General features: G+C 71.6%; 14 protein-coding genes and 1 riboswitch. Of the genes, 9 read left to right on the forward strand and 5 right to left on the reverse strand.

Translation table 11 applies throughout. The features are described from left to right. The first annotated feature begins 92 nt into the window (after positions 1–92). A complete protein-coding gene (locus ACFT7S_RS14170) occupies positions 93–710 on the forward strand; it encodes an RNA polymerase sigma factor (RefSeq protein ID WP_382731069.1) in 618 nt (205 codons plus the stop codon). Next, positions 707–1,753: a CU044_5270 family protein gene (locus ACFT7S_RS14175; RefSeq protein WP_382731071.1), complete on the forward strand. Its 1,047-nt coding sequence runs from the start codon at positions 707–709 to the stop codon at positions 1,751–1,753. Before ACFT7S_RS14170 ends, ACFT7S_RS14175 begins: the two co-directional genes overlap by 4 nt. A gap of 341 nt (positions 1,754–2,094) precedes the next feature. Here ACFT7S_RS14175 and ACFT7S_RS14180 read toward each other — a convergent pair whose 3' ends face one another. Then, positions 2,095–2,685 (reverse strand): TetR/AcrR family transcriptional regulator, encoded by a 591-nt coding sequence (locus ACFT7S_RS14180; protein WP_382731073.1) that lies wholly within the window; start codon positions 2,683–2,685, stop codon positions 2,095–2,097. A gap of 142 nt (positions 2,686–2,827) precedes the next feature. Here ACFT7S_RS14180 and ACFT7S_RS14185 point away from each other — a divergent pair, with 142 nt between their 5' ends. The 3 genes from ACFT7S_RS14185 to ACFT7S_RS14195 all read left to right on the forward strand — a co-directional run bounded on the left by ACFT7S_RS14185 (position 2,828) and on the right by ACFT7S_RS14195 (position 6,128). Further along, positions 2,828–4,174 (forward strand): erythromycin esterase family protein, encoded by a 1,347-nt coding sequence (locus ACFT7S_RS14185; protein WP_382731076.1) that lies wholly within the window; start codon positions 2,828–2,830, stop codon positions 4,172–4,174. A gap of 152 nt (positions 4,175–4,326) precedes the next feature. Further along, positions 4,327–5,316, forward strand: a complete 990-nt coding sequence (locus tag ACFT7S_RS14190) for an ATP-binding cassette domain-containing protein (protein WP_382731079.1) — start codon at positions 4,327–4,329, stop codon at positions 5,314–5,316. Further along, positions 5,313–6,128, forward strand: a complete 816-nt coding sequence (locus ACFT7S_RS14195; protein ID WP_382731082.1) for an ABC transporter permease — start codon at positions 5,313–5,315, stop codon at positions 6,126–6,128. Before ACFT7S_RS14190 ends, ACFT7S_RS14195 begins: the two co-directional genes overlap by 4 nt. A gap of 11 nt (positions 6,129–6,139) precedes the next feature. Here the strand turns inward: ACFT7S_RS14195 and ACFT7S_RS14200 are convergent, their stop codons facing one another. Next, the gene (locus ACFT7S_RS14200) at positions 6,140–9,373 is read right to left on the reverse strand and encodes a BTAD domain-containing putative transcriptional regulator (protein ID WP_382731085.1); all 3,234 of its coding nucleotides are present in this window, start codon (positions 9,371–9,373) and stop codon (positions 6,140–6,142) included. A 325-nt stretch (positions 9,374–9,698) separates the two neighbouring features. Between ACFT7S_RS14200 and ACFT7S_RS14205 the strand changes: the two genes are divergently transcribed. Then, positions 9,699–11,387 carry a lysyl oxidase family protein gene (locus ACFT7S_RS14205; protein WP_382731087.1) on the forward strand — a complete coding sequence of 563 codons (1,689 nt, stop codon included), beginning with the start codon at positions 9,699–9,701 and terminating at the stop codon, positions 11,385–11,387. A gap of 74 nt (positions 11,388–11,461) precedes the next feature. Here ACFT7S_RS14205 and ACFT7S_RS14210 read toward each other — a convergent pair whose 3' ends face one another. Both ACFT7S_RS14210 and cobN read right to left on the reverse strand, forming a co-directional pair. Further along, on the reverse strand, positions 11,462–11,605 hold the full coding sequence (locus ACFT7S_RS14210; RefSeq protein ID WP_382731089.1) for a hypothetical protein: 144 nt from the start codon (positions 11,603–11,605) through the stop codon (positions 11,462–11,464). 46 nt (positions 11,606–11,651) lie between these two features. After that, positions 11,652–15,257 carry a cobaltochelatase subunit CobN gene (gene cobN / locus ACFT7S_RS14215; protein ID WP_382731092.1) on the reverse strand — a complete coding sequence of 1,202 codons (3,606 nt, stop codon included), beginning with the start codon at positions 15,255–15,257 and terminating at the stop codon, positions 11,652–11,654. A gap of 91 nt (positions 15,258–15,348) precedes the next feature. Then, positions 15,349–15,426, reverse strand: a riboswitch (cobalamin riboswitch). A gap of 598 nt (positions 15,427–16,024) precedes the next feature. Between cobN and cobG the strand changes: the two genes are divergently transcribed. The 3 genes from cobG to ACFT7S_RS14230 are packed head-to-tail and all read left to right on the forward strand — an operon-like array spanning position 16,025 to position 19,553. Further along, a complete protein-coding gene (gene cobG, locus ACFT7S_RS14220; RefSeq protein ID WP_382731094.1) occupies positions 16,025–17,332 on the forward strand; it encodes a precorrin-3B synthase in 1,308 nt (435 codons plus the stop codon). A 38-nt stretch (positions 17,333–17,370) separates the two neighbouring features. Continuing rightward, positions 17,371–17,997, forward strand: a complete 627-nt coding sequence (locus ACFT7S_RS14225) for a precorrin-8X methylmutase (RefSeq protein ID WP_382731097.1) — start codon at positions 17,371–17,373, stop codon at positions 17,995–17,997. 20 nt (positions 17,998–18,017) lie between these two features. After that, on the forward strand, positions 18,018–19,553 hold the full coding sequence (locus ACFT7S_RS14230) for a precorrin-2 C(20)-methyltransferase (RefSeq protein ID WP_382731354.1): 1,536 nt from the start codon (positions 18,018–18,020) through the stop codon (positions 19,551–19,553). 18 nt (positions 19,554–19,571) lie between these two features. Here ACFT7S_RS14230 and ACFT7S_RS14235 read toward each other — a convergent pair whose 3' ends face one another. Then, complete coding sequence (locus ACFT7S_RS14235; protein WP_382731357.1) at positions 19,572–20,327, reverse strand: cobalt-precorrin-6A reductase; 756 nt, start codon at positions 20,325–20,327, stop codon at positions 19,572–19,574. Between the last annotated feature and the right edge of the window lie 6 nt (positions 20,328–20,333).

Raw genomic sequence — 20,333 nt, forward strand, 5'->3', positions numbered from 1 at the left:
GACGCGCGTGCAGTGGTGTGGCGGAGGCCACAGGAACCCCGTCGGGCCCGCGGAGAGTAACGAGTGTGAGGCATACAGAACCAACAGAGTCGGTGCGTGCTCGCATACGGGCAGGAGACCGTGCGGCGTTCGCCGACCTGTACGACCAGTACGCACGAGCGGTCTACAACCATGCCCTGCGGCTGACCGGCAACTGGTCGGAGGCCGAGGAGGCCATGTCCGAGACCTTCCTCGCCGCCTGGCGTACGCGGGAGACGGTGGAGCCGGAGGGCGGTTCACTCAAGCCCTGGCTGCTCGGCATCGCCACGCACAAGGCGCACAACGCCAACCGTGGTCTGCGCCGACGGCTCGTCTTCCTGGCGCGCAGCCCGGCACCGCGTCCCGTCGAGGACTTCGCGGACGAGACGGCCGGCCGGATCGATGACGCCCGCCGTCTCGCCGTCGTCCACGGGGCGCTGGGCAAGTTGCGTCCCCAGGACCGGGAGGTGTTCGCCCTGTGCGTGTCGGCCGGGCTGGACTACCAGCAGACCGCCGAGGCGCTCGGCATCCCGGTCGGCACCGTGCGGTCGCGGCTGTCGCGCGCACGGGCGCGGCTGGCGCGGCTCAGCTCCGGGCTCGACCGCGTAAAGGCGGAACCGCGGGGCCCTCGCGGAGAGAAGGAGAGTGAGGCCGCATTCGCGGCCAAGTTTCTGCAGGAGGAAACCGGATGACAAACAACAATCCGCCGCACCCCGGTTCCGCCCGGAGTGAGGTCGAGGAGTTGCTGTCGGCTCCGGCCGAATGGGACCTCCCGCCGAGCAGACACCTCCACTACAAGGACGTTCTGATGCAGCAGATCGACCACGACCGCACCCCTTCCACCCAGACACACCCGACGCCACGCCGTCGACTGGCGCGTGGAGTCGTGCTGTTGCCCCTCGCGTCGATGGCACTGGCCGGGGCACTGATCGTCACGCTCTCCGGCGGTGACGACACCTTCGCCCCGGCGACCGGAGCCGCCGGCGCCAACAGCGCCCCCGCCACTCTCAACCGGATCGCCGTCGCAGCCATGGCAACCGACGCGACGCCGGTGAAGGACGGACAGTTCGTGTACGCCGAGAGCCTGACCCGCTCGAACGAGGGCACCTTCGACGGTCCCGTGCGTCTCGGTGCGGTGCACAAGCGTGAGGTCTGGACGTCGCAGGAGCCCGGCCCGGTCACGAACACCGGGTGGATCCTCGAATCCGGGAAGGGCGCCGTGATGCCCGGTCAGCTGGTCCCCATCGAGTCCTCAGATCCAGTCCCGGCGGGCATCCACCACCCCACGTACAAGTGGCTGGCCTCGCTGCCCACCGACCCCGACGCGCTGCTCAAGCTGCTCTACGCCCAGACGGGGGTGGACGAGGACGAGTCGAAGGAGCAGGCCGTCTTCTCAACGATCGGCGACCTGGTGAGCGAAACGATCATGCCGCCGGCGAACGCCTCCGCGTTCTACAAGGCAGCCGCAAAGATCCCCGGCGTGAAGGAGATCCCCGACGCCGTCGACGCCGCCGGCCGTCACGGCATCGCCATCACACACGAAGACGCCTCTTCCGCGACCCGTGACGAATGGATCTTCGACAAGGACACCCTCGCCTTCCTCGGCTCGCGCTCGTACATCACCAAGGACGAGGTCAAGGGGATCACTTCCGACACACTGTTCGGGACCAGCGCCATCATGGAGCGCACGGTCGTCGACCAGCACGGCAAGGAACCCGCCAAGACCGACAGCTGACCTGCGCCACGCCGGGTCCCTCGGGCGGTTCCGTCACCGTCCGAGGGGCCCGGCGTCCCCCACCATCGAATACGTCGCCGCCTCGGGCAGCCGCACCGTACGCGCCCTCAGCGAGCTCGATCTCGACCCGCCCCACCTGTATGCCTGGTGCCACCTGCGAAACGACGAACGTGTCTTCACCCTCTCCCGCATTCACGCGGTCATGCCCGCGTAGATCGCCGGTCATGGACTGGCGGGAGCGCGCCGCGAAGCTGAGGCAGTGGACCAGAAGCGGGACCCGCGCTCCGCAAAAGCCGCTGCCCTGCGTCCGGGGTGAGGCGGGCCCCTCGTCGTGAGCCTCTCTACTCGTGCGCGTTGACGATGCCGGTGAGAGCGCCCAGTCCCGTGACGACTTCGGCAGCGGTGGGGGCCTGGCCGGGATCGGTGAGCCACTGCGTCATCACGCCGGTGAAGAGGGCCATCTGGACCGCGCCAAGGGTGCGCGCGGCGCCGGCGTCGACCTCGTTCTCCGGTGCGCCGCGCAGTAGGGCCGCCAGGCCCTGACGGCCCTGGGCCTGGCCTCCCGCCAGATAGAGGCGCAGGTCGTCGGCGTGCTCGGCCTGGACCAGGGCTTCCATCGTGGCCAGCCACAGCGTGCGGTCGGCGGTGAACGATTCGATGACGGCCACCCACATGGCTTCGTAACGCTCGGCCGGACTGCTGTCGGCCTTGCCGAAGGAGGCCAGAGTGCGGCCGAGCCGCGTTCCCCAGTCGTCGATCGCCTCGATGAGCGCCGCGTTCAGCAGCGCCTCGCGCGAACCGAAGTGGTAGCCGATGGCGGCCATGCTCACGCCGCCCGAGGCGGCCGCAATGTCGCGCACCGTGGTGCGCGCCCAGCCCCTCTCCTCCAGGCAGCGCCTGGCTCCGGACAGGAGGTCTTCACGATTTCCCATGCCGGCGGACACTACCCGGCATGTGGCGCGAACGCCTCAGGCGAACGCATCGGACGGACGTCTTATACAAACGTATTGCGCAAGCGCCCAACTTATCGCTACGGTCGTTCACACCACACCGACCACGCCCCAGGGGGACGCAATGCACGGCTCCAACTCCGTCCGAAGCTCCGTCCGACGTCGCAGCCTGCTTCGCAACGCCACCGCGGCACTCGCGGCAAGCACTCTCGCTCTCAGCACCACCCCTGCCGACGCGTCACCGACGTCCCCGTGGGGCGAACTCGACCGTCACGCACACCCCCTGGGCGATCTGGGTGCCCTGGACCGCATGGTCGGGAACGCCCGCGTCGTCGGGCTGGGCGAGGCCAGCCACAGTGCCCATGAGTTCTTCACCCTCAAGCAGCGCGTCTTCCGGCACCTGGTGACCACCCGGGGCTTCACCACGTTCGCCCTGGAGGCCAGTTGGAGCACCGGGCTGCGCCTGGACGACTACGTGACACGCGGTGTCGGTGACCCGGCGCAGATCATGCGCGACGAGTTCCAGGGCCAGTACGTCTTCTGGAACACCGAGGAGTACCTCGACCTCATCCACTGGATGCGCCGCTACAACACCGGTCACCCCGACCGGCCCCGGCTCCGGTTCGTCGGCAACGACCTGGGCTACCCGGGCCCGGATGCCTTCGACCGCGTCACCGACTACCTCGCCGCCCACCGGCCCGATCTCGCCGGACGCGTGGACGAGTTGTACGCACCGCTGAAGCCTGCCGCCGGCACCCAGGCCGGGCCCTGGATGTTCCAGCAGCTCACCAAGGACGCATCTCTGCGGGAGGCGGACGCCGACCGCGCCGACGCCGCCCTCGCGCTGCTCCGCAGCCACGGCGGCCCGAACGTCTCCGACCGCCGTGCCGAACGCGACCACGCCTGGGCGGTGCAGAACGCCACGGCGATAGCGCAGAGCTTCACCGCCTACGCATTCCCGGACGACCAGTTCCCCGAGCGCATGCGCTACCGCGACCAGGCGATGGCCGACAACACCGCTTGGTGGCTCGACCACACCGGCGGCAAGATCCTGCTCGCTTCCAACAACGGTCACGTCGCCTACGTCAGCGACAACCCGGCGGAGTTCCCCACGCCCGCCGGGGCATTCCTTCGTGAACGACTCGGCGGGCGCTACGTGAGCATCGGCCTGACCTTCCATCAGGGCACTGTCAACGCGCTGCCCGATTTCACCGCGCAACAGCCCAGGACCTACACCGTCCCGCCCGCACCGCGGGGCCACAACGAGTACGTCCTCGACCGCGTGCGCCACCGTGACTTCGTCCTCGACATGCGCAGCGCCCCGGCCGCGGCCCGTAACTGGCTCGCCGAAGCCCGCCCCACCCGCTCCTACGGTCTGTACTGGTCGCCCGAGGACCCCGAGATCGCGCTGGGTCACTCCTACGACATCCTCATCCACCTGCACCGGGTGGAGGCAGCCCACGTCCGGTGACCCGGCGACGCTCCGGTCCCGCCCCGCAGGGGCCGGCTGACACCCCCTGACAGCCCCCGCCCCTCCCTGTCAGCTCTCTGTCCGTCGCCTGTCAGCGGTGGTCGGCATCGTCGTGGTCATCAAGAACGACGAGGGCCTGACGAGGAGAAAAGATGTCGTACGCCATCCGGGCCGAGGGTCTGGTCAAGCGGTACGGGGACATGGTCGCGCTGGACGGGGTCGACCTGGAGGTGCCGGCCGGGAAGGTGATCGGGGTGCTGGGGCCCAATGGGGCCGGGAAGACCACCACCGTACGGATTCTGGCCACGCTGCTGCGGCCTGATGCCGGGCATGCCAGCGTCGGTGGGTACGACGTGGTGAAGGAGCAGGTACGGGTCCGGGGGCTGATCGGGCTCACCGGGCAGTACGCCTCGGTGGACGAGGATCTGTCGGGGACCGAGAACCTCGTACTGCTGGGCCGGCTGCTCGATATGTCGCGGCGCGATGCCAGGGCGCGGGCCACCGAGCTGCTGGAGCAGTTCGAGCTGACCGATGCCGCTCACCGGCCGATCAGCACCTTCTCCGGGGGGATGCGGCGGCGGCTCGACCTGGCGGCGAGTCTCGTCGGCCGGCCGCAGGTGCTCTATCTGGACGAGCCGACCACCGGTCTCGATCCGCATGCGCGGCAGGAGGTCTGGGGGGTCGTACGGCGGCTGGTGGCCGACGGGGCGACGGTGCTGCTCACCACCCAGTATTTGGAGGAGGCCGATCAACTGGCCGACGGGATCACCGTGTTCGACCACGGCCGGGTGGTCGCGGAGGGGCGGCCCGATGAGCTCAAGCGGCGGATCGGCGGTCAGACGCTGCAGGTGCGTCCGACCGTGCCCGCCGACCTGGACGAGGTGGGCCGCATCCTGGCCGAGCTGACCGGTTCCGCCCCCGTGCGTGAGGTGAACACCGGGCTGCTCACTGTGCCGGTCGACGACCCGATGCTGATATCCGCGCTGGTCCGTCGTCTCGACGGGGCCGGGATCAGTGCCGATGAGTTGGGCCTGCGCCTGCCCAGCCTCGACGAAGTCTTCCTCGCGCTGACCGGCCGGTCGGCGGACGAGGGCGAGAACAAGAACGTGCAGAACACCGTCGCTGAGAGGACCGTGGCATGAGCACCTCGACCGTCACCCCCGTTGCCGCGCCCGCGCTCCGCATCGGCCCGGCCAAGACCGTCCGGCACAGCCTCGCCCTCGCCGGGCGCGGGGTCACCAAGCTCGCGAAGTCCCCCGCGTCGCTCGTCGATGTCGTCCTGACGCCGATCGTGTTCCTGCTGATGTTCGTCTACCTCTTCGGTGGCGCCATCGCCGACGGCGACACCGACGCGTACCTCCAGACGATCGTGCCCGGCATCATGGTGATGACCGTCTTCCAGGCCAGCATCGGCATCGGTGTCGCCCTCAGCACGGATGCGGGCACCGGGATGTTCGACCGGTTCCGCAGCATGCCGATCGCCCGTTCCGCGCCGCTGATCGGCGCCGTCCTGGCCGACATCGTCCGGTACGTCGTCGCCCTCGGCACCCTGGTGGTCCTCGCGCTGGTCATGGGCTACCGGGTCGAGACCGACGCGGTGTCCGCACTGGCCGCGATCCTGCTGCTGCTCGGCTTCGCGGTCAGCTTCTCCTGGCTGTCGGTCTACATCGGCATGCTGGTCACCGCGCCCGGCTCGGTTCAGGGCCTGATGACGATCCTCGTCCTTCCGCTCACCTTCGCCAGCAATGTGTTCGTCCCCTCGCAGTCCATGCCGGGGTGGCTCCAGGCCTGGTCGGACATCAACCCGGTCAGTCTGATGGCCGATACGGTGCGCGGCCTGCTGAACGGCGGGGAGGTCGCCGGACCCCTGTTCGGCAGTCTGGGCTGGATGGCCGGGGTGATCGTGGTCTTCTTCCCGCTGGCCATGCGGGCCTACCGCAAGAACGCCGCCTGAGCGGCCGGCTGTTACGACGCCACCGGTTGGCCGGATTCCTCGGTCAGCCGGTTCAGCGCGTCCTGGCGCGGCATTCGTGCGCCACGGCCGTACGCCTCGCGGTAGTCGGCATCGCCCAGACGGTCGGTCAACTCGGCTGACAAGGCGTGCAGTTGTGGGTCGCCCTCGTCGAAGGTGCCTCGGATGAGCTGACTCGTACCCAGTGCGGTGGCCGCGCCGACCGGATCGCCCTCCAACAGCAGGAGCCGGGCCAGGAGTTCGGCGGCGCGCGCGATGTCCGCGGTGTCGCCGCGGGCGAAGGCTCCGCCCACCGCCCTCGGCAGCAGCTCGCGGGCCCGCCCCGCCGCCCCCTCCGCGAGCCTGTTCGCCATCCGGGCGCCCGCGATCTGGTCCCGGGCCATCTCCTCGGGGAGGGGCAGCCGGTCGACGAGGGTGTCCAGCCGGTCGAGCGTCAGATCGGCCTGTTCCAGGTCGCCGGCCCTGCGGTGCAGGTCGGCGAGGCCGAACAGCATCTCGGCCTCCATGCGCCGGTACCCCCGCTCCTTGGCCTGGCGCTGCGCCGCGCGGATGTCCCGCAGCGCGCCGTCCAGGTCGCCGCCGCGCATCCGCTCCGCCGCAAGCGCGGCCCGGCCGTTGACGATGTCGTCCTCCGCGCCGAGTTCGGAACTGAGGACGACGCCCCGTTCGAAGGCCGCGACGGCCCGCTCGTGTTCGCCCTTCAGGGAATGGTCCCGGCCGACGGCGAGCAGCGCGATGCCCAGCCCCCAGCGGTCACCGACCGCCTCGAAACCGCGCAGGGCCGCTTCGCGCGCGTCCACGCCCGCCGGCTGTTCACCCCGCCCGGTGAGGACGAAGTCCCGTACCCAGTGCGCACAGGCCCGTACCCAGGGCTCGGGGGCCTCCCCCGCGCGCCGGAGCAGGAGTTCACCGAGGTCCGCGTTGTCCGAGGAGTACGCGAGGAGCGGCAGCCACAGCAGCAGCGACGGGTGGAACTCCACCGCACCGGCCCGCTCGCACTCCTCGATCAGCGCACGCACCGGGACGGACCCGGTCGCCGCGTTGCCCGCCATCAGCCGCACCACGGCGAAGGCGGCCCGCGCCCGTTCGGGCAGGGCGTCGCCGAAGCGCAGCACGTCGGCGAGGTACGTCTCGAACTGGGTGGTCATCCCTCTGATCCCCCAGTACCAGAACATCGCCCCCACGAACCGGGCCGCCGACTCCGCGTCCCCGGAGTCCACGGCCGCCCGCAGCGCGGCGACCAGGTTGTCGTGCTCCGTATCGAAGAGCCCGAGGGAGCGGAGCTGGTCACCGGTGCGCAGGCCCGGTTCGTGCTCCTCGGCCAGCGCGAGGAAGTACGCCGCGAAGGCCGCCGGTACGCCGTCGTCGGCCTGGCCTGCCCGGTCGAGCTGCCGGGCCGCGTACGCGCGTACGGTCTCCAGCATCCGGTACCGCGGACCGTCCTCACGATCCCCGCCCAGTGACCCTCCGGAGCCCGTGTCCGACGCTTCCACCAGGGACTTCTCGACCAGGGAGCCCAGGACGTACACCACGTCGTCGGCCGGCAGCGAGTCGTCCGGGCAGACGGCCTCCAGGGCGGCGAGCGTGGCTCCGCCGGGAAACACGGAGAGCCTGCGCGCCAGTGTCCGTTCGGGCTCGTCCAGCAGGTCCCAGCTCCACTCGACCACCGCGAGCAGGGTGCGCTGGCGCGGCAGCGCGGTCCTGCTCCCCGAGGTCAGCAGCCGGAACCGGTCGTCGAGCCGCCGTGCGATCTGGTCGACGCCCATCGAGCGCAGTCTGGCCGCGGCCAGCTCCAGCGCGAGCGGCAGGCCGTCGAGACGCCGGCAGATCTCCACCACGGGGCCCACCGTGGAGTCGTCGAGCGCGAAGCCCGGCCGGACCCCTGCGGCGCGGTCGATGAACAGGCGCACCGCGGCCGAGGCACCGGCCTCGGCGACTTCGGGGGTGCCCGTGGGTACGTCGAGCGGGCCGAGGTGGCAGAGCGCTTCTCCCGTAATGGCGAGGGGCTCTCTGCTGGTGGCGAGGATCGTCAAGTGCGGGAGCCGGTCGAGCAGTTGGTACGTGAAATCGGCGGCCGCCGCGACGAGATGCTCGCAGTTGTCCAGTACGAGCACGGCCTCACCGACGTCCAGTACCTCCCTCACCCGGTCTTCCGGCGCGTCCGGTGAGTCCGGCCCGGTCCGCCCCGCGTCCGGCAGCCGGAGGTCCCCGGTACCGAGCGCGGTGCGCACCGCGTCGGCCAGCTGGTCCGGTGTGCGCACCCCGGCGAGCGGTACGAACCACACCCGGCCCCGCCGGTACGCCCTGTGCCGGGTCACCGCTTCCAGGGAGAGCCTGGTCTTGCCCGCGCCACCGGGTCCCACCAGGGTGACCAGGCGGGAGTCCGCCAGCAGCCCGGCGAGCCGGTCCAGCTCCGCTTCCCGGCCGACGAAACCGGTAAGCCGGGCGGGGAGCCGGTTCGGTACGGCCGCGGGCGGCGGAGGCGGGCTCTCCACCTCGCCCCGCAGTACGGCGAGGTGGGTGTCCCGCAGGGCGGCGGACGGATCGACGCCCAGTTCCTCGCCCAGTCCCGCGCGCATCTCCTCGTACACGGCCAGCGCCTCGGACTGACGTCCCGCAGCCGCCAGCGCGCTCATCCGCAGCCCGGCCAGCCGCTCGCTCAGCGGGCGTTCCGCGCTCGCCGCCGTCAGATCGGGCAGCACCACGGCGCCCCGTCCGAGCCGCAGTTCCGCGTCGAACCGGTCCTCTTCGGCGGCCGCCCGCAGATCCTCGAGGCGCGCGGCACAGGCGCGGGCGAACGGCGCCTCAAGCACATCGGCCAGCGCCGCTCCCTGCCACAGTCCCAGCGCCGTACCGAGCACCGCCGCCGCTTCCTCGGGCCGGTCCGCCGCCAGCTCACGCCCTCCCCGGCCGGCCAGCTCCTCGAAGCGGTGCGCATCCACGTCCTCCGGCCGCACCGACAGCCGGTAACCCCCGGGCGCGGAGTCCAGCGTCCCCGCCCCGCGCAGGGCTTTGCGCAGCCGGGAGACCAGTGCCTGGAGTGCGTTGGCCGCGTCCGCGGGCGGCCGCGTACCCCACAGGTCGTCGACCAGTGCGTCCACGGAGACCGGGCGGCCCGTGTCCACGGCCAGCCTGGCCAGGAGCATGCGCAGCCGTACGCCACCAAGGGCGACGGGCATCGCGTCGTCGGACCAGGCCCGCACCGGACCGAGCACGGAAATCCTCACGAACACCAGCCTCCCCCGGGCCCCACCCCACCGGTGCCGCCCGCCCAACGCCGGGTCAGCATCGCCCACTTGATGTACGCAGTAAAGCGAGGACCGCCCACCACGACGCCTCGGAGCGCCTTACGACACACACGTCCCCCGCACCCCCGAAACCGTCCTCCTAAGGCTCAAACCCACGCACCTACAACACTTTTCAGCCAACAATGGGTGACTCCTGGGTCCGCAGACAACCTTTGATGCCATTCACCGGCTCTCCACAGGTGGGGAAAGAGTTCCGCTCCCAGCAGGCATGCGGAACCCGTGTAAGAAACGGAGTACGGGGAAAATGACCACATCCCGCCAAACCCGTCTGTGGCGCTCGACGATGGCCGCCGCCGCGGCGATCACCGTGACCGCCGGAGTCGTGGCCGCCGCGCCGGAAAGCAAGGCGTCGAGCACGCCGAAGCTCAGCCTGATCGCGGCCTCCACCTCTGTGACCCTCGACTCGTGGAAGGACGACCCCGGTGTCTATCTCGACCTCGGTACGTACGTCACCGCCGAGAACGGGCCCTTCGAACTCAAGGTGACGCGTAAGTCCTACAAGGACCCGGTCGTCGCCACCCAGATCATCCGCGAAGGGAAGAAGACCCGGACCAAGACCCTTCCCCCCGGTGTGGTGAAGGACTTCGCGGGGCTGCCCGACTTCTCCCGGATCGTCATCACCGACGCCGCGGGCAAGGTCGTGACGAACCGGACGGAGGCCTTCTGCCCGAACAACGCCTCCGGGCGGCTACGTCCCGACGGGCCGTCCACGTCGAAGTATCCGGAGAGCTGCCCGATCAACCCGTTCACCATGGGTTCGGTGTGGGGCGTCGAGAACGGCTGGGCGTCCAACACGTACGCGGGCTACTACGGCACCCCGGTCGCCATGAAGCCCGGCAAGTACACCGCCAAGGTGTCCGTGACAAAGAAGTACCGGGACCTGTTCGGCATCGCCGACCAGCCCCGGACCATCAAGGTGACGGTCCGCGAGCGCAGTTGGGACAACGAGCCCGGCGAGGGGCAGACGCAGGGCAAGGCGTCTGCCATGGCCGGGCACGCCGGACACGGCGCGGTGCGCTCACCGGCCCCCGCGTCCGCGACGAGCGGCGCCGGTCCCTCGTACAACGTGGGTCACGGCCCCCTCACCCCCGCACCGCCCGCCCTCCCCTGGGCGCTGAAGAAGAGCGCGCTGCGGGCGTCGAACACGGGTGACGCTCCCGGCCAGACCGACGGCTCCAGGAAGGCTCCCGCCGTCGCGCCCAACGCCGCACGGCCGAAGGGCAAGGCGTCCGTGCCTGACGTGCCCAAGCCGGACCTCCGCTCGCTGCCGGCCTACGGCATCACGATCAGCGACGGCGAGGAGAACGTGAAGGGCAAGGACTACCTGGCCTTCAGCGCCAACGTATGGAACGCGGGCCCCGCCCAGCTCGTCGTGGACGGCTTCCGCGCCCCCGGCAAGAAGCTGATGGACGCCTATCAGTACTTCTACGACGCCAAGGGCAAGCAGGTCGGCTACACGCCGACCGGCACCATGGAGTGGGACCCCCGCCCCGGTCACGAGCACTGGCACTTCACCGACTTCGCCAGCTACCGGCTGCTCAAGGCCGACAAGAAGGAGAAGGTGCGCAGCGGCAAGGAGGCGTTCTGCCTGGCCAACACCGACGCCGTCGACTACACGGTGAAGAACGCCAACTGGCACCCGGACAACACCGACCTGTCCACCGCGTGCGGCCAGGAGAACTCGATCTCCGTGCGCGAGGTGCTCGACGTGGGCTCCGGCGACACGTACACGCAGGACCTTCCGGGTCAGTCCTTCGACATCACCGGTCTGGCGAACGGCACCTACTACATCCAGGTGCTGGCCAACCCGGAGAATCGGCTCAAGGAGACCAACCTCAAGAACAACAGCGCCCTGCGCAAGGTGGTCCTGGGCGGCACGCCGGGTGCGCGCACGGTGAAGGTGCCCGCGCATGACCTGGTGAACGCCAACTGACGTCGCTCCACACCAAGCACGACGCACTGCGGCCCCTGGAACCTACGGTTCCGGGGGCCGTTCCCGTGATCAGGTCACTTCACATGCCGCGCGCGCTCGATGACCACCCCGGAGACCATGCACGCCAGGGCCGCACCGGTCGTCCCCCCGACCAGGAATCCGCGGATCAGGGATATCGGCCCCGTGGTCTCTTCCAGCCTGGCATCAGAGGTCCCCATGACCGCGATTGTGCCGTGCCGGAAGAGTCACCACGCGTGGTTCGACTCAGTCCTCGCCCTCCAGTTCGCCTTCCGTCTCCAGGAAGACCTTGCGCAGGGCGTCGAGCACCGCAGGGTCGGGCTTGGCCCACATACCGCGCGACTCGGCCTCCAGGAGGCGTTCCGCGATGCCGTGCAGCGCCCAGGGGTTGGCCTGCTGGAGGAACTCGCGGTTCGTCGGGTCCAGGACGTACGTCTCGGTGAGCTTGTCGTACATCCAGTCGGCGACCACGCCCGTCGTCGCGTCGTACCCGAAGAGGTAGTCGACCGTCGCCGCCAGCTCGAACGCCCCCTTGTACCCGTGGCGGCGCATCGCCTCGATCCACTTGGGGTTGACCACCCGGGCGCGGAAGACGCGGGACGTCTCCTCGACCAGCGTCCGTGTCCGGACGGTCTCGGGGCGGGTCGAGTCCCCGATGTACGCCTCCGGGGCGGTGCCCTTCAGCGCGCGGACCGTGGCGACCATGCCGCCGTGGTACTGGAAGTAGTCGTCCGAGTCCGCGATGTCGTGCTCACGGGTGTCGGTGTTCTTCGCGGCGACCTCGATGCGCTTGTACGCGGTCTCCATCTCGTCCCGCGCCGGGCGGCCGTCCAGCTCGCGGCCGTACGCGTATCCGCCCCACACCGTGTAGACCTCGGCGAGGTCGGCGTCGGTACGCCAGTCTCGCGAGTCGATGAGCTGGAGCAGGCCCGCGCCGTACGTACCGGGGCGGGAGCCGAAGATACGTGTGGTGGCGCGGCGTTCGTCGCCGTGCTCGGCCAGGTCGGCCTGGGTGTGCGCGCGTACGTAGTTCTGCTCGGCGGGCTCGTCCAGCGAGGCGGCCAGCCGCACCGCGTCGTCCAGCAGGCCGATGGTGTGCGGGAACGCGTCCCGGAAGAACCCGGAGATGCGCAGCGTCACATCGATACGCGGCCGGCCGAGCTCCTCGTACGGGATCGGTTCCAGCCCCGTGACACGGCGCGAGGCGTCGTCCCACACCGGGCGGACACCGAGCAGCGCGAACGCCTCGGCGATGTCGTCGCCCGCCGTACGCATCGCGCTCGTACCCCACAGCGACAGACCGACCGAGGTGGGCCAGTCGCCGTTGTCGGTGCGGTAGCGCTCCAGCAGCGAGTCGGCGAGCGCCTGTCCGGTCTCCCAGGCGAGCTTGGAGGGGACGGCCTTCGGGTCGACGGAGTAGAAGTTCCGGCCGGTCGGCAGGACGTTGACCAGACCGCGCAGCGGCGACCCGGACGGACCGGCGGGCACGAATCCGCCGTTCAACGCATGGACGGTGTGGGTGAGTTCGTCGGTCGTCGCGGCGAGGCGCGGCACGACCTCGCGGGCGGCGAAGTCGAGGATGTCGGCGACCGCCTGCGGCTGCCCTGCGGCCACCGCCGACACTGCCGACGGGTCCCAGTCCGCGTCCTCCATCGCCTGGACGAGGGCGCGGGCCTGCTCCTCGATCTCGTCGGCCGCGGTGCGGGTGGCCGCCGACTCGTCGAGGCCGAGGGCCTCGCGCAGCCCGGGCAGCGACGACGTACCGCCCCAGATCTGGCGGGCGCGCAGAATCGCCAGGACCAGGTTGACGCGCTCCTTGCCGGTCGGGGCGCCGCCCAGGACGTGCAGACCGTCGCGGATCTGGACGTCCTTGATCTCACAGAGCCAGCCGTCGAGATGCATGATGAACTCGTCGAAGCCCTCGTCCTCGGGCCGGTCTTCGAGCCCGAGGTCGTGGTCGAGCTTCGCGGCCTGGATGAGGGTCCAGATCTGGGCGCGGATCGCCGGGAGCTTCGCCGGGTCCATCGCCGCGATCTGGGCGTGCTCGTCGAGGAGTTGTTCCAGCCGGGCGATGTCGCCGTAGCTGTCGGCACGGGCCATCGGCGGCACGAGGTGGTCGACCAGGGTGGCGTGGACCCGGCGCTTGGCCTGGGTGCCCTCGCCCGGGTCGTTCACCAGGAACGGATACACCAGCGGCAGATCGCCCAGGGCCGCGTCCGGGCCGCAGGCGGCCGAGAGACCGGCGTTCTTGCCGGGCAGCCACTCCAGATTGCCGTGCTTACCGAGGTGGATCATCGCGTCGGCGCCGAACCCGTTGTCCTCGGCGGACGCGGCGATCCAGCGGTACGCGGCCAGGTAGTGGTGCGAGGGCGGCAGATCGGGGTCGTGGTAGATCGCGATCGGGTTCTCGCCGAAGCCGCGGGGCGGCTGGATCAGGATGAGCAGATTGCCGCGGCGCAGGGCCGCGAGGACGATGTCGCCCTCGGGGTTGCTGGACCGGTCCACGAACATCTCGCCGGGCGCCGGGCCCCAGTGCCGCTCGACGGCCTCGCGGAGCTGGGCCGGGAGCGTGGCGAACCAGCGGCGGTAGTCGGCCGCCGGAATCCGGACCGGGTTGCGGGCCAACTGCTCATCGGTCAGCCACTCCTGGTCGTGGCCGCCGGCCTCGATCAGGGCGTAGATCAGCTCGTCGCCGTCGCCGGAGACGAGGCCGGGGATCTCCTCCTCGGGGCCGAAGTCGTACCCCTCGGCCCGGAGCCTGCGCAGGAGCGCGACGGCGCTGGCGGGGGTGTCGAGGCCGACCGCGTTGCCGATACGGGAGTGCTTGGTCGGGTACGCGGAGAGGACGAGCGCGATCCGCTTCTCGGCGGCCGGGATGTGGCGCAGCCGCGCGTGCCGTACGGCGATTCCGGCGACCCTGGCCGCGCGTTCGGCGTCGGCGACGTACGCGGGCAGGCCGTCCTCGTCGATCTCCTTGAAGGAGAACGGCACGGTGATGAGCCGGCCGTCGAACTCGGGGACCGCGATCTGGCTCGCGGCGTCCAGCGGGGACACGCCCTCGTCGTTGTCCTCCCAGTCGCTGCGCGAACCGGTCAGGCAGAGCGCCTGCAGGATCGGTACGTCCAGGCCGGTCAGCGCACCCGCGTCCCACGACTCGTCGTCGCCGCCCGCGGAGGCCTCGGCGGGCCGGGTGCCGCCGGCCGCGAGGACCGTGGTCACGATGGCGTCCGCGGCGCGGAGTTCGTCGATGAGCTCGGGCTCGGGGGTACGGAGCGAGGCGACGTACAACGGCAGGGGACGGGCCCCCGCGTCCTCCACGGCCGAGCAGAGGTCGTCGATGAACGCGGTGTTCCCGCTCATGTGGTGGGCGCGGTAGTAGAGCACCGCGATGGTGGGCGCGGACTCGTCGAGCGGGCGGGCGGTCCGCTCCAGCGGGCCCCAGGCGGGGGCCGGGGCGGGCGGGTCGAAGCCGTGGCCGGTGAGCAGGACGGTGTCGGACAGGAACCGGCCCAGCTGCGCCAGGTTGGCGGGGCCGCCGTGCGCGAGGTAGGCGTGCGCCTCGGCTGCGATCCCGATGGGGACGGTGGAGGCAGCCATCAACTGGGCGTCGGGCGCCTGTTCGCCGGTCAGTACGACGACGGGGCGGCCGGTGGCCAGCAGCTGATCGAGGCCGTCCTGCCAGGCGCGTACGCCGCCGAGCAGACGGACGACGACGAGGTCCACGCCGTCGAGGAGTGCGGGGAGGTTGTCGAGCGGGAGCCGGGAAGGGTTGGCGTAGCGGTAGCTGACCGGGCCTTCCGATGCGCGGGCGCTCAGCAGGTCGGTGTCGGACGTCGACAGAAGCAGAATCATGCTGCGTCAGGCCTTCCTCGGGGTGTCCACGCCCCGGGCGGTGTCGGAATGGGGTTCCCCTGCCCGGGCGGGTCCGAGCGTGCGGGGAAGGGAGTTCCTGACTCGCCCGGCCGGTTCTCGGCCGGGCTCACAGTGGCGGGACCGCGCCGGAATCTCACCGGGCTTCCTCCCCTGTCGCCGTCTGGCGATGGCGGTCCGAGTGGACCGCCATGTGCATCCTAAGCGGCGGGGGTGTGCGGGTGGGGGGCGCCCGGGATCTTGTCCTCGGTTGCCGGACGGGCGGCGTGCGGGGCCCGGACCCCGGCCCTGGGTTCCGTCCTCAAACGCCGGACGGGCTGGTTGGTGGGCCCGGACCACGAGCTCGGTTCCGTCCTCAAGCGCCGACGGGCTGGGGATTGCCGGGGTACGGGCTGAGGGTTGGCTGGCTGCGGGCTGGGTTGGGGACCGGGCCACCGGCTGCGGGGGGCGGTCGATCAGTTGAGCGGACCCGGGGTCTGGGGGGTTGTGGCCGGAAAAATGGCCGGGTGCGGGTCCGTGGGGCGAGCGGCGACGGCCTTTTGGCGCCGGACGTTGTCGAGGGGGCGTGCAGGGGGGTCCCCGCAGGGGCGGGCGTACGTGCCGGTCTCGTCGGCGTTCCGGGTGCCTCGCCCGTTCCGAGGAGACACCCCGGAGGGACCCCGACCCCACCCACCGGACATCGCGCACCGTTCAGCGTCTCCGTTCCGGCCATCGCACTGGGCCCGGCCGACGCCGGTGTGATGGTCGGTATGCTCGCCGCCATGTCCGCATCCGCCCTTTCGCCCCGGTCCCAGGGCGCCGCCTGTGCCCGGAGCAGTGGTGATGCCTGCCCCGGCACACTGCGCCTGCACCGCGCGGACGACGGCGCGCTCGCCCGGGTCCGCATACCCGGCGGCATCCTGACCGTCGCTCAGGCGGAGGCCCTGCACGAAGCGGCCCGGCGACTCGGCGACGGCGACGTGCACCTCACCTCACGCGGCAACGCCCAGCTCCGCGGCCTCGCCCCGGACTGCGGCCCCGAGCTGGCCCAGGTGCTCGGCGACGCCGGACTCCTGCCCTCCGAACGCCACGAACGCGTACGGAACATCGTCGCCTCCCCCCTCTCGGGCCTCGACGACCGCGAGCTGCCCGACATCCGCCCGTGGCTGACCGAGCTGGACCGGCTGCTGTGCCGGAGCGAGAACGCGACGGCGCTCTCCGGCCGCTTCCTCTTCGCCCTCGACGACGGCCGCGGCGACGTGGACGCCCTCGGCGCCGACGTGACCCTCATCGCGGACTCCACGACCGCCCTGCTGCGCATCGGCGACAGCGACACCGTCCTGCGCCTGCCCGCCACCGACGCCCCCCGCGCCGCCCTCCTGGCCGCCGAAGCCTTCCTGGACGCCGCCCGGACATCCGGCGCCTGGCGCGTGAAGGACCTGCCCGACGACACCCGCGCCGCACTGCTGGCCCGCATCGCCCAGCAGCTCACCGGGACCACCCCGGCACAGGTCCCCCGCCCGGCCAGCGCGACCCCGCCGACCCCCGGCCCCGTACCCGCCGGTCACCACAACACCGTCGCGCTCTCCGCGGGCGTACCGCTGGGCCGCCTCGGCCCCGCCCAGTGGCAGCTGCTCGTCGACACCGCCCGCCGGTGCGCCGGCGAGCTCCGCCTCACCCCGTGGCGCGGCGTCATCGTGCCCGGCGCACCCACGGACCGGGCCCCCGGACTGCTGGCCGCCCTCGACGCGGCCGGGCTGATCACCGGCCCCGCGTCCCCCTGGACGGGAGTGGGCGCCTGCATCGGACGGCCCGGCTGCGCCAAGTCGCTGGCCGACGTACGCGCCGACGCGGCGGCCACCGTCGGCCCCCCGGGGCGGCTGCCCGTCTACTGGTCCGGGTGCGAACGCCGGTGCGGCCACCCGCACGGGGAGTGGGTCGACGTGGTCGCCACCCCCGACGGCGGCCACCGGATCACCGTCGTACGGGACGACGACAGCCCGCACGACCCGGTGAACGTCCCGCCCGGCACGACCTCGCTCGCCACCGCGGTGGCGACAGCACGCACCACCACATGACAACCCATCACCAAACCGACAGAGAAAGCGAAGGCACTGTGCATCAGTACGAGAAGGACGGACCGGCGATCTACCGCCAGTCCTTCGCCACCATCCGCGCGGAGGCGGATCTGGCAGGGCTGCCCGCCGATGTGAGCCAGGTCGCCGTCCGTATGATCCACGCCTGCGGCATGGTCGACCTCGTACGCGATCTCGCCTTCTCCCCGGACGCCGTGGCGCACGCCCGCGCCGCGCTGCGGTCCGGCGCACCGATCCTCTGCGACGTGGCCATGGTCGCGAGCGGCGTCACCCGCAAGCGGCTGCCCGCGGACAACGAAGTGATCTGCACCCTGTCCGACCCGTCCGTACCGGACCTCGCGGCGAAGATGGGCACCACCCGCAGCGCCGCCGCCCTCGAACTGTGGCGGGACCGCATGGGGGGCGCCGTCGTCGCCGTCGGCAACGCGCCCACCGCCCTCTTCCGGCTGCTGGAGATGATCGAGGAGGGCGCCCCGCGCCCCGCCGCAGTCATAGGCATGCCGGTCGGCTTCATCGGAGCCGCCGAGTCCAAGGACGCCCTGGCCGCCCACCCGTCCGGCCTGGAGCACATGATCGTGCGCGGCCGTCGCGGCGGCAGCGCGATCGCGGCGGCGGCCATCAACGCCATCGCCAGCGAGGAGGAGTGACCGTGAGCACCCAGCAGAGCGTGGAGAACACGCAGCGCGCGGAGAACACGCAGAGCTCACGGACCACCGGCCGGCTGTACGGCGTGGGCCTCGGCCCCGGCGACCCGTCCCTGATGACCGTACGGGCCGTCCAGATCATCGCCGAAGCCGACGTCGTGGCGTACCACAGCGCCCGCCACGGCCGCTCCATCGCCCGTTCCATCGCGGCCGAGCACATCCGTGCCGACCACATCGAAGAGGCCCTGGTCTACCCCGTCACCACGGAGACCACGGACCACCCGGGCGGCTACCGGGGCGCGTTGGAGGAGTTCTACACCGAGGCGGCGGCCCGTCTCGCGGTGCATCTCGACGCCGGGCTCACCGTCGCTGTGCTCGCCGAGGGCGACCCGCTGTTCTACGGCTCGTACATGCACATGCACAAGCGGCTCGCGGACCGTTACGACACCGAGGTCATCCCCGGCGTCACCTCCGTCAGCGCCGCCGCTGCCCGCCTCAAGACCCCGCTCGTCGAGGGCGAGGAGGTGCTGACGATCCTGCCGGGCACCCTGCCCGAGGAGGAGCTGACGGCACGTCTGGCGGCCACGGACTCCGCGGTCGTGATGAAGCTGGGCCGTACGTTCCCCGCCGTGCGCCGCGCCTTCGAGGCGTCCGGGCGGCTGCCCGAGGCGCGGTACGTGGAGCGGGCGACGATGGCCGGGGAGCGCACCGGCGACCTCGCGGACACGGACGCCGACTCGGTGCCGTACTTCGCGGTCGCCGTGCTGCCGAGCCGTATCGACGCGCCGCGCCCCGAGCGGACACCCGGCTCCGGCGAGGTCGTCGTCGTCGGCACCGGCCCCGCGGGGCCGCTGTGGCTGACGCCCGAGACGCGCGGGGCGCTGGCCGCCGCCGACGACGTGGTCGGCTATACGACGTATCTGGACCGGGTCCCGGTCCGGCCCGGCCAGTCGCGCCACGGCTCCGACAACAAGGTCGAGTCGGAGCGCGCCGAGTTCGCTCTCGACCTGGCCGGGCGCGGCCGGCGCGTGGCTGTCGTGTCGGGCGGCGACCCGGGGGTCTTCGCGATGGCGACGGCGGTACTGGAGGTGGCGTCGCAGGACCTCTACAAGGACATCGCGGTACGGGTGCTGCCGGGCGTGACCGCGGCCAACGCCGCCGCCGCCCGCGCGGGCGCACCGCTCGGCCACGACTACGCCACCATCTCGCTGTCCGACCGCCTCAAGCCGTGGGAGGTCATCGCCGAGCGGCTGCGCGCGGCGGCCACGGCCGACCTGGTGATGGCGCTGTACAACCCCGGGTCGCGCACCCGGACCTGGCAGGTCGGCAAGGCCCGCGACCTGCTGCTGGAGCACCGCTCCCCGGACACGCCCGTAGTGCTGGGCCGCGATGTCGGCGGGCCGACGGAGAGCGTCCGTACGGTACGGCTGGCCGATCTCGACCCGGAAGAGGTCGACATGCGAACGATCCTCATCGTCGGGTCCTCGCAGACCCAGTGGGTGCGGCGGGGCGACGGCCAGGAGATCGTCTGGACGCCGAGGCGCTACCCGGAGGCCTAGGGCCTGTCCGCCCGCCCCTTAAGGACGGGACGCCACCGTCGCCCGCAGCCAGGCCACGGCCTGCTCGGGTGTGCCGGCCACCGGGACCCCTTCGGGTACCGGTGGCCGGCCGACCACGACCACCGGGATTCCGGCCTCCCGGGCCGCGGTGAGCTTGGGGGCGGTCGCGTCGCCGCCGCTGTCCTTGGTGACGAGGACGTCGATGCGGTGGCGGCGGATCAGGTCCCGTTCCCCGTCGAGGGTGAACGGGCCCCGGTCGAGCAGGACCTCCATGCGCGCGGGATACGGCGCGTCCGGGGCGTCCACCGAACGCATCAGGAACCACAGCTCGTCCAGCTCCGCGAACGCCGCCAGTCCCATCCGCCCCGTCGTGAGGAAGACGCGAGGGCCCAGCGCGGGCAGCAGGCCGGCGGCAGCGGTCAGGGAGCCGGCCGGGTGCCAGCGGTCGCCCACGACGGGCACCCACCCTGGGCGGCGCAGCGCCAGCAGGGGAACATGGGCTGCGGCGGCGGCCGCGGCCGCGTTGAAACTGATCGTCCCGGCGAAAGGATGGGTGGCGTCGATGAGGGCATCCACCCGGTGCGCCCGCAGCCACTCGGCCAGCCCATCGGCCCCGCCGAAACCGCCGATCCGCACCTCGCCGGGCGGGAGTGCGGGACGGGCCACGCGGCCCGCGAGCGAACTGGTCACCCGCGTTCCGGCGGGCAGGGTGTCCACCAGCGACCCGGCGAGCCGCCGGGCTTCCGTCGTGCCGCCGAGCACGAGTACATGCAGACGCAT

It is taken from the genome of Streptomyces sp. NPDC057136 (assembly GCF_042670885.1).
Lineage (GTDB): Bacteria > Actinomycetota > Actinomycetes > Streptomycetales > Streptomycetaceae > Streptomyces.